The organism is Paenibacillus sp. 1-18, from assembly GCF_000520755.1.
GTDB classification, from domain to species: domain Bacteria; phylum Bacillota; class Bacilli; order Paenibacillales; family Paenibacillaceae; genus Paenibacillus; species Paenibacillus brasilensis.
In genome coordinates, this window is sequence record NZ_ASSB01000225.1 from 1 (window position 1) to 9418 (window position 9418).

Annotated in this window: 9 protein-coding genes; 1 reads left to right on the forward strand and 8 read right to left on the reverse strand. The window is 44.0% G+C overall.

All coding sequences use genetic code 11. The annotated features are described in order from the left end of the window. Positions 1 to 228: 228 nt before the first annotated feature. The 6 genes from L693_RS31435 to L693_RS0113930 all read right to left on the reverse strand — a co-directional run bounded on the left by L693_RS31435 (position 229) and on the right by L693_RS0113930 (position 6146). The gene (locus L693_RS31435; RefSeq protein ID WP_231503648.1) at positions 229 to 603 is read right to left on the reverse strand and encodes an IS110 family transposase; all 375 of its coding nucleotides are present in this window, start codon (positions 601 to 603) and stop codon (positions 229 to 231) included. Positions 604 to 733: 130 nt separating this feature from the next. Continuing rightward, positions 734 to 1288, reverse strand: coding sequence for a DUF1700 domain-containing protein (locus L693_RS0113910; protein WP_025717777.1), 555 nt, complete (start codon positions 1286 to 1288; stop codon positions 734 to 736). Continuing rightward, a complete protein-coding gene (locus L693_RS0113915) occupies positions 1281 to 1625 on the reverse strand; it encodes a PadR family transcriptional regulator (RefSeq protein ID WP_025717778.1) in 345 nt (114 codons plus the stop codon). The genes L693_RS0113910 and L693_RS0113915 overlap by 8 nt, the downstream gene beginning before the upstream one ends. A gap of 159 nt (positions 1626 to 1784) precedes the next feature. Further along, positions 1785 to 2954 carry a serine hydrolase domain-containing protein gene (locus L693_RS0113920; protein ID WP_025717779.1) on the reverse strand — a complete coding sequence of 390 codons (1170 nt, stop codon included), beginning with the start codon at positions 2952 to 2954 and terminating at the stop codon, positions 1785 to 1787. A 19-nt stretch (positions 2955 to 2973) separates the two neighbouring features. After that, positions 2974 to 3039, reverse strand: a complete 66-nt coding sequence (locus tag L693_RS32435) for a hypothetical protein (RefSeq protein ID WP_407672911.1) — start codon at positions 3037 to 3039, stop codon at positions 2974 to 2976. 1037 nt (positions 3040 to 4076) lie between these two features. Next, positions 4077 to 6146 carry a serine hydrolase gene (locus L693_RS0113930; protein ID WP_049825158.1) on the reverse strand — a complete coding sequence of 690 codons (2070 nt, stop codon included), beginning with the start codon at positions 6144 to 6146 and terminating at the stop codon, positions 4077 to 4079. A 433-nt stretch (positions 6147 to 6579) separates the two neighbouring features. On the opposite strand from L693_RS0113930, the gene L693_RS0113935 reads away from it, so the two are divergent. Further along, positions 6580 to 7881, forward strand: a complete 1302-nt coding sequence (locus tag L693_RS0113935; protein WP_025717780.1) for an IS1380 family transposase — start codon at positions 6580 to 6582, stop codon at positions 7879 to 7881. Between the two features lie 146 nt (positions 7882 to 8027). Here the strand turns inward: L693_RS0113935 and L693_RS0113940 are convergent, their stop codons facing one another. Together L693_RS0113940 and L693_RS0113945 are read right to left on the reverse strand one after the other, a co-directional pair. After that, complete coding sequence (locus L693_RS0113940; protein ID WP_025717781.1) at positions 8028 to 8255, reverse strand: hypothetical protein; 228 nt, start codon at positions 8253 to 8255, stop codon at positions 8028 to 8030. Positions 8256 to 8461: 206 nt separating this feature from the next. Beyond that, positions 8462 to 9388 carry an NAD(P)H-dependent flavin oxidoreductase gene (locus L693_RS0113945; protein WP_231503649.1) on the reverse strand — a complete coding sequence of 309 codons (927 nt, stop codon included), beginning with the start codon at positions 9386 to 9388 and terminating at the stop codon, positions 8462 to 8464. Positions 9389 to 9418: the final 30 nt, after the last annotated feature.

A 9418-nucleotide genomic window follows, 5' to 3' on the forward strand; every position in this document is an offset into this window, starting at 1 on the left:
GCTGCCGATATTATGGCAGCCTGTGTTCTTCTTTGTGCTATCGTTCCCCGATAATTCAACGGAGCCTAATTCCTTTCTGAAACAGAAGAAGATCCACAATTCTTAGAACTGGCAACTTCGTGTTATGCGCTATACGGAATCCAGTATACAATACAGCCAAATGTTTGAGCGACCAAAGAGAACTTTTGCTCGTCGATTCGCAACTTTTCTGTTCAAGGAGTCGTCTTATCAACTATACAATGTACAGAGTACAGTTTGACCACTAAATATACATAAACACAAAGCTAATCTCCATTTTGAAATGCTCTTTTGCCCAATTTTGATAGCCGCACGACCCGGTACCCGGCTCATCTCCAGTCGCGAACTCCGATGGCTACGGTGTGCTTTAACGTCCCCTCGGTAATTCATCTCAGCCAAATGCCAAGTATCTGCTGCATCTGTTTTCACCTTACGAAGCTGTGTGCCTTTCGATCGTTTCGCTTGCAGGGGGTTGACGATGTAATGAATCCATCCACTGCGTTTAAGATACCCTACCAGATTTCGATGGTAATGTCCGGTTGCCTCAAGGACAACAACGGGCATTGTTACGCGATAGGGAGGCATAAGCCCCTGTACAGCGCAGGTTTCCGCTCTCGTTTTGAGAGGGGTAAGGGCTTTACTGCGTGACACACCCATAGTAAAAACGGGGTACGGTTGGTCTATGAATGACCGCCGCGCCCCGTTCTTTATATTATTACACTGTTTTCTTTTTCTGACTAATTGCGTGTATATATTTAATAGTAAGCTTCCATAAGACTTTCCCGAGCCAAAACATTAACACACCAATCACAATAGAAACTGGCAAGAACTGCATTGGGCTAGGTGTAAATGCTCCCATTTCGATTGTTATTCCGGCAATATCATATCCCATAAGATACCCGAAAAATTTAACAATTCCGCCTATCAGCGTAATAACTCCACCAATCATTAAAGCAATGGAAAGAGTACTGATGAACGGCAAAAGTAACATACCGCTGACGCCTGCAAAGCTGCTACAAAATGCAAATATTGCGCCGAATTTATGCCAACTAAATTTACTGTTCTTTGAAATAGCTTCACCTAAGTATGCTGTCGCTAATTCTTTTGGGTTTCCTAACCGTTCGATGATTTGCTCAGAAGATACACCATTATTTTGCAATTCAAGCATTACGCTTTTGATTTCTTTTACAATGTCAATACGCTCGGAATCGGACATAGATTTCAAATACTTTTCAATTTTTACAAGATAGTCATTCATAATTTTATCCATAATCTAACTCTCCTTTAATTTCTGATATAGCTGTTAATAAATTATCCCATTCTAAGGACATCGCTTTTAAGTATTCGTTTCCTTTTTCTGTAAGGGTATAATATTTTCTCGGTGGCAAGCCCTCTGTACTTTCTTGCCAAGATGAAGAAATATATTCTTCTTTCAATAATCTTCTAAGCAGTGGATAAATTGTATTTTCTTTTGCAGCAACAATAGGATACCGCTCTAACTTACTTATGATTTCATACCCATAATATGGTCGCTGCTTTATTAGCAATAGAATACAGAAATCGAGTGTTCCTCGCTTAATTTGTGATTTCCAATCTTCTACATTCATGTATTGTACCTCCTGTATATATATCGTACAACACAGTACTATATTTATCAATAGTAAATTCAGTACTAACAACCGCCGAACGCAGAGGCTTTTGAACTAGAAAGGTATATTTTTAACTATAAAAACTATGACAAAATTTATCCGTATTTTCCTTTTTTCCTATTTGCTAAATTCAGCAAGTAAAATATTTTTAAAAGGATTAGGACTGTTATCTCTACCCAAACTGTTCAAACTGACGACCAACGTATGCTTGCCTCCAAGTGTACCTCCTGCAAAAGTAGAAAACCCTAGAATGCCACCTATGTGCCCCCATACCGAGACACCGTTTGGAAGCTTAAATTCAGAGATTCCAAGACCATATCCATCGATTCCTGATCTTCCTACAGGAACTGTAGTAAGCATTTGTTTTAGTTGCGGTTCCTTCAGTAATTTGCCACCGAGCAAGGAAGAGAAGAACTTATTTAAGTCGTCAGCAGTAGAAATCATATCTCCAGCCGAGCTACCTGCACTTGGATTATAATAAGTAACGTCTTTTATCTCACTTGCTTCGTCTGGTTGGGAATATCCCCGAGCATGCTTGGTGCCTGGAATAACGCTTGAATTGCCAGGTAGGAATGTATCCGACAATTCAAGCGGTTCAATAATCCGTTTTTCAATCTCTTCCGCGTAGCTGTTTCCGGTTACTTTTTCAATAAGAATACCCAGTAATACGTATCCCGTGTTTGAATAAGACCAGCCCTTTCCTGGGACAAAGTCTGGGGGAAGAGAAATCCCCATCTTCACTATTTCATCAGCCGTATACGATTTTTTTGTATCCATAAAATCAGCGTCTTTTGACCTTGAGTATTCAGCGATACCACTTGTATGGTTCAATATCTGCCGGATGGTAATCTGTTTAGCATTATATCCGTTTCCTTGAATGACACCAGGCAACCATTTTTCGATGGAGTCGTCTAGATTTAAGCGGTTCTCTCCAGCTAATTGAAGTACAACCGTTGCGGTGAACGTCTTCGTCACGCTGCCAATGCGAAATCGAAAATCTGTTTCCATTGGTTTCTTGGTGCTCAGATTCGCTATCCCAGCGGCATAACCCCACGTTTTTCCACCCTCAGAAGTTTTAGCAAGTATCCCCGGGAATCCAAGTTGCAATGTATCCCGCATTGCTTGCTTGACGGAATTATGATCTCGTTGAGTGGTTGTTTGTAACGAACTAGATACATTTTGAGTGGGCTCTGCTTTTACAATTGAGGTTGGCGATGTGTATAGCAGGGAACTTCCAGTTATTAAAAGGGCCAGACTTGCAAATGTAATTTGACTACGTATTTTCATAAGGAATTCCTCTTCTCTATTAATATTGTAAGTTTGTAATCATCTTCATAATTGTTGTTTTACCAACGCCATTCTGTCCTAACAAGGGTAAATTCCTTTTTTTTTTCGTATCCCAGAAATTGATTCTTTCCTTAAAATACTCTGTTAACTGGTTTGTTTTTCATATATTCGTCATATCTGTTCCGCCTTTCACACCTACCTCCTGTATATACATCGTACAACACAGTACCTCAATAATCAACAGTATATCAGAATTTTTTTTTATTCAACGAGAGATATTTTGAAAGAAATTCAGTATCAACAACCGCCGAGCGCAAGCAGAAACAGCGGGATGTTACGCAATAGGGGCGCATATGCCCTTGTATAGTGCTGGTTTCCGGGCGCGTTTTGAGAGGAGCAAGGGTTTTATACCTTTTCCCTCAAAATCATCGTTCTGCTGCGTGACACACCCATAGTAAAAACGGGGTGCGGTTGGTCTATGAATGACCGCCGCGCCCCGTTCTTTTTTTGTGCTTATCGTTCAGTTTCCTTTTGCCGTTCGGCTTCTCTTGGCTGTCGCAAAATCCCATCAATGTTCCGCTTGATAACGTCGTATTCCTTTACCTGCTTTTTTAGTTTCCCATAGTCGGTATACAGCTTTTCCTCTTGAAGCCTTTTGTATTCCGCTTGCAGGACGGCGATGTTCGGGAGCCTGCCGCCGATTCTGCGCTGCCTTTAATACTTTGGTGGCTGCTTCATACAAAAAAATACTACTTTCGTGCCCTGCCCGTTAGCTTAAGGAAGAACCGTCAGTCTAACACTTAATTTTTCTAGTCTACAACTTTATTTTCTTCTGACAGCTGATGCAGGATTTCTAGCTTGCTGCGTTCGATTAGGCTAAGATGTGAATAACTCATGGACTGATTCTCCTTGTGTGAATGCTGGTGTTGGAACTTTCATTCTACACGAATCAGGTCATGGGTCATTTTTTTATTGATTTCCAGCAGGTGTCGCACTTCATATTACAATCCGTCAAATGAAGAAAGGATGGTAGTGAAAGATGAAACTGGAAGCAAACAACAAGTTAGTCATGATTGGAGTTTCTGTCACGTAACGAATGTGGCTGTAACGGCCGATAAGAGATTAAGGAACAAATAGAGCCTTGTCAATGAAAAAGGAGGCTTCTTGGCGAAGCAAAGGTGCTTTGGAGCGGAAATCGACTGAACCGTCAGAATTGGTTATTGTGACTGGATCCGTAACTCCGGCAGCAACAAGCTTGCTTACGGCCTTGATAGCCGATTCATCGGTTTGCCCTGCCAATCGCACCTCATCGCCAAGCGGCCATGGAAGAGGAATGCGCGTTAAGATGACGGCCATTTCTTCCCGAGTTATCGTGCGATCCGGTTCAAATCGGCCTCCGGGCTCCTCCCCCAACCAATGATGCTCGACCGCCGCCTGTATCTCTTTGACCGCAAAATGGTGTTCGATATCCGTGTAACCGGATTTCGATTTGGAGGGCGGATAGCCGACAGCATGCAGCAGCATTGTGATGAATTCCGCCCGGGTCATGGGTGCCTTGGGGTCAAAGCTGCGCCCATCTCTTCCATTGATGATATCCAGCGAATGGAGCTTTTCAATAGACGGTTGGTAGGGGCTTTCTTTCGAGACATCGGAAAACAGCGCTTTTTCCTGCATTTTGGGCGAATAGGCTAACGGTGATTTGGTAGGTCTGTACATATAAGCAATACCGCCATCCTTTTGTTCAAGAAATGCTATTTTCTTCCCGTGGTCATCCATAAACAACAAGGGATCTATCTTTTTCAAAGTAGTCTTGCCATTCCTCAATTTGTATTTGTCTTCCGCTACAAGTTGTCCGTTATTGTACGTAATTCTAGTCACAAATGCCGGGGTATGCAGGTCTCTGTATAATCCGACGTAACGCGCGGCTTGCTGTTCTGTCAGAGGTGATACCGATTCAGGCGTCTCGGTGCTCTTCGGATAATAATGGTTCATAAAGGCAGCATACAAATCCGAGCGCAATTCGGAATCATTATTATAAATGACGAACAATCCCGTTTTGCGTTCAGGCAGTAGCCATATCCATGAGGCATATCCGGGGATGTTCCCGCCTTTGCCGACGACATACTGACCATTCGACAGTTCATTGAAAATGCTTTCAAATCCATAGCTTGTAATAGGTATGGCCGGATGAGCGAAAACGGAAAACTTGCTCATTCGCTGAACACTTTGTTCGCTTAACATTTGCCGATCTCCGGCCTTTCCTTTTTGCAGAAGCATGACCATGAATTTAGCCATATCGCTTCCGGTGGACAACATTCCGCCCTGAGGCATGTCCGTAGGATAAATGCCATACTCCGGATATGGCGTGCCTTGCGGATCGTAAGCTGTAGCCATTCGGGCTTTAAGCTCTGGGGTTACAAGATCATGGGAAGAATTCATGCCGAGCGGCTGAAAGATGTTTTTATCCATGTATTCATGAAAAGGGAGCCCGGTAACTTGTTCCACGGCATATCCCGCCAAAGCAAAAGCATAATCGTCATACTGGTAGGCTTCCCCCGGCGTCCGGACGATGGTTGGCATTCGATCAATTAAGAAATCTCGAAGAGAAGTCTCTTGATTAAGAAGATCGGGCGAGGCGTCATCATCTTTTTCATATGGGAAATCGAACCCAGTCATGTGGGTCAGCATATTTTCCATAGTTAGCGGTTTACCTGTCGAATTGGGTATTGTGATACCTCCGAGATAGGATTGGATGTCCTGATCCAGCTTGATCTTCCCTTGGTCAGCAAGCTGCAGCACAGCCGCAGCCGTAAACGTCTTAGAAATGGAACCGATGCGAAAAACGGTATTGGAATCAACTGGGGTTTTGCTTTCTTTGTTTGCATACCCGTATCCTTTGGATAAAACTACTTGTCCGTCCTGAACGACGACGAACATGGCACCCGGGACATTGAACTTCTTCAAGCTTTCCCCAAAGTAATTGTCCGCGAAGGCCTCCACTTCTTTGGGGTCAACCGGACCGCTTGGAGCAGCAGGAACAGCTGCAGGTTGAATCGCTGTGATTGTTTGCCCCTTAAGAGGGGGCTGTTCCGCACTAACACTATGCCCTCCGACCAAAGCAATCAAGTAAGTCACAGCTAGAGACGTGCTTAGCGTTACAGCGAGCACTTTTGTAACTCTTTTTTTACGCATTAGAAAATTCTCCTTCAATGAAATTGGTATAGGCTGGAAGTGCCCTCTCAGTATAACATGATGGATTATTTCCCCACACAGTCTTCCGTCTAGTTCATTACCTAGACTAAGGTCAAGCAAAAAAGGATCAGACCGCAGCAGCGACCTGATCCTTTGCACTATTATTTTCAATGCTTGTACTGCGGATAAACACGGCCCTACTCAAGCGCTTCCTGGGGTCCCGCCAACATTTTAACGAAAATATACGCTAAGCCTTTGGATGTGGCCGGCATAGCGTTTTTTTACTCCTAAGGGGCTTCCGCATACAATATAGGAAACATTAACCTAAATTTCGAAAGTAACCTTCTATTAAAAAACAAAAAAAAGGGCTCAAATCTTTGGTAGAATGGTGTTTGCGAGAACAAAATCACCCAAAGAGAGGAGCACCTTTTAGGTGAAGTCTACCACACCCATCCATAAAATCAAGACCGAATTTTCACTGGATCAGTCCACAAGCATCGGAGGAAGCAAGATCTTCCTCGATTATCTCGAAAAAATTAAACTGAGCCAGGTGCTGCAAATCTTAGCCGGAGGCAAAGCACACAATGCCTTGTTTTCTGTGCATCGCATTCTGCTATATCTCATTGTCGGCTGGGTTCTTGGCTGTGAGCGTCTTTTTCACTTTCGCCGATGGCAAAAGGACTCTCTCCTTCAGCGGTTTCTTGGAGGACGCTGTCCACACCACTCCCTTCTCTACAAAGAACTGGATCGGCTGGGGAAAACCAATCCCCATGTTCGAATGGAACTCCGGCAAGTGAACCTCGAAGTGATCCGGCCTTGTCTGCCTTCCAAGCTCATTCTTGATTTGGATTCGACGGTGGAGACGGTCTATGGCCATCAGGCCAAAGCAGCAAAAGGCGTGAATGCCCATAAACCGGGGCGAAAAAGCTACCACCCCTTGCTCGCTTTTGAGGGACAGTCCCGCCTTTGCCTGAATGCCGTGCTCCGCTCAGGAAATGTTCACTCCTCCACCGAGGCTGTCCCTTTTCTGGAAGAGACCTTTAACCTCTTCGGTCAGCACCAGGTTCTCTATTCCCGGTTTGACAAAGGTTTTGGCGGCGAAGACTTCTATTCCATGTGGGAGGGGCGGAAGATTGGATATGTGGGCAAAATGAAATGGACAAAGCGTTTGGCAACAGAAATGGCCGCTTGCCGGTACTGGAAACGTTACGTGGACGAAGACTGGATCATTGAAGGCATCGCTCTTGGGTACCAAGCCACGTCTTGGAAAAAGCCTCGGCGGGTCGCCGTGATCCGCAAGGCAAAAGTCGTTGATGATGACCAAGCTTGTCTCCTGCTGGATACCGACTGGGAGTACGAGGCCATCGTCACGAACCTGGATTGGGAATCCATCGATTTGTGGCGCTTTTATAACCAACGCTGTTGTATGGAGAACTACATCAAGGAAGCCAAACGCGGATTTTCCATCGACAAAATCGCCACCGGCTCTTTTGAAGCGAATGAAACCGACCTGCTCGTCAAATTGCTGGCCTATAACCTCTACGAGCGCTTCAAACGAGATGGCTGCGAACCGGTTCATAGGAGCTATACCATTGCAAGGTTTCGTCTGGAATTCTTCCACTGTGCAGCAACGCTGGTGAGTCACAGTCGAACCACCGTCCTCAAACTGGCGAAGACATTCACAAACCGCCACAGCTGGAAACGGATGAAATTCCGCATTGCCCAGCTAGAATGAAGACTTCTAAAATCTAACATGGAAATTCAGATGCCCGGTCTTCTGGGGTGGGGGAAGTTGTATGCTGGAAATCAATTTTTGAATATTTCCCCTGTAAATTATCCCTTATTCTTACAGGTTTTTCGAACGCTGAGTCTCTCGATTCCTTAATTGTAAGCTTTTCCATTGCCATTAATAATATCTTCTATATCCCATGTAAGTTCTTTGCATTTTTGAATTATATGCTGCTTGTTCAATAAAATGAAAATTGTAACAAGAGCACTGATTGTTAATAAATACGCAGAAATCGAAACCATAAATGTAAAATTTTGATTAAATTTATTATTTCTAAGTTCACCAATAAGGATACTAGAAATATTATGTACTTTCTCCATATAAAAACCTCGCAATACATTTTTTTCGCAATATTTAAAAATCTCATTTACATATGATACGGTTCACTGGAATTAATATTCAACTATCCTGCCCGTTACTTCAATGAAAGTTACTTCAATGAAAACTAGGGAACAGCTGCAACGGCAATCTGCTCCCTGGTTATTCCACTAACGTTTCCCGTTAGCGTAATGTCCAGTTAATTGTATTAGTCTCCGACTCTTCGAAGATTAAAGATTAGTTTGACAAGCACATTTGCTTGATCGATCGTCTGTTTGACAGTTGCAGCGGCAGAGCGATTGGTGGCTAACCGAAGACCTTGGCCCGCCCAGAGTGACATGTACTCAGGGTTATTCGCTTTTGCAGCTGCCTGGCGAATGTCCCTCGTCATTGCGTTTTGAATTGGGTAGGCAGGAATATTTCCGGGATACCGATGCATGTCATTCATAAATTCTGTTCGAATACCTCGTGCGGCTTTGCCAGAGTACACGCGAGTAATTTCGGTACAATCCTCATTTTCTGAAAGAATCTTCTGTTTGTACGTTGTATGAGCACCGCTTTCGGGACACGCCAGAAAGGCAGTTCCCATTTGTACGGCGGCGGCTCCTAATGCGAGGCTTGCTACAAGCCCCCTTCCATCCATGATGCCTCCCGATGCGATGACTGGAATTGTTACATGATCCACGATCTGCGGAACAAGAGCCATGGTGCCTATCTGAGTGTCGGAAACGCTCTTCAAGAATGTGCCGCGATGTCCCCCAGCTTCACTTCCCTGGGCTACAATTGCGTCTACACCAGCCGCTTCCAATTGTTTGGCTTCTTCAATTGTTGTTGCTGTAACAATTACAATTGTTCCACGCTGCTTCATCGTTTGGATCACATCTTGCGGTGGTATGCCAAAGGTAAAACTAAACACCGGGATTTCTTCATCCAGTAATACTTGCACCTGCTCTTCAAACGACTCCGAATATTTCTGGATCGCTGGATTTTGTGCAATGCCAAGTTCGACGCGATAAATATTGAGGTGGTCTGCCATTTGTCCGATCGTTTCTTCCGATTCTATTCGTTGCTCAGGTACAAACAAGTTGACTCCAAACGGCTGATCCGTTAGTTGTTTGATCTCTCGTATCAACATCACTGGTAAAAACATAAAGGCTGCTTAGAA

What these genes read in the sequence shown, in the direction of transcription:
- L693_RS31435 (WP_231503648.1), bottom strand. Translation starts at nt 603, where the DNA reads ATGCCTCCCTATCGCGTAACAATGCCCGTTGTTGTCCTTGAGGCAACC.
- L693_RS0113910 (WP_025717777.1), bottom strand. Translation starts at nt 1,288, where the DNA reads ATGGATAAAATTATGAATGACTATCTTGTAAAAATTGAAAAGTATTTG.
- L693_RS0113915 (WP_025717778.1), bottom strand. Translation starts at nt 1,625, where the DNA reads ATGAATGTAGAAGATTGGAAATCACAAATTAAGCGAGGAACACTCGAT.
- L693_RS0113920 (WP_025717779.1), bottom strand. Translation starts at nt 2,954, where the DNA reads ATGAAAATACGTAGTCAAATTACATTTGCAAGTCTGGCCCTTTTAATA.
- L693_RS0113930 (WP_049825158.1), bottom strand. Translation starts at nt 6,146, where the DNA reads ATGCGTAAAAAAAGAGTTACAAAAGTGCTCGCTGTAACGCTAAGCACG.
- L693_RS0113940 (WP_025717781.1), bottom strand. Translation starts at nt 8,255, where the DNA reads ATGGAGAAAGTACATAATATTTCTAGTATCCTTATTGGTGAACTTAGA.
- L693_RS0113945 (WP_231503649.1), bottom strand. Translation starts at nt 9,388, where the DNA reads ATGTTGATACGAGAGATCAAACAACTAACGGATCAGCCGTTTGGAGTC.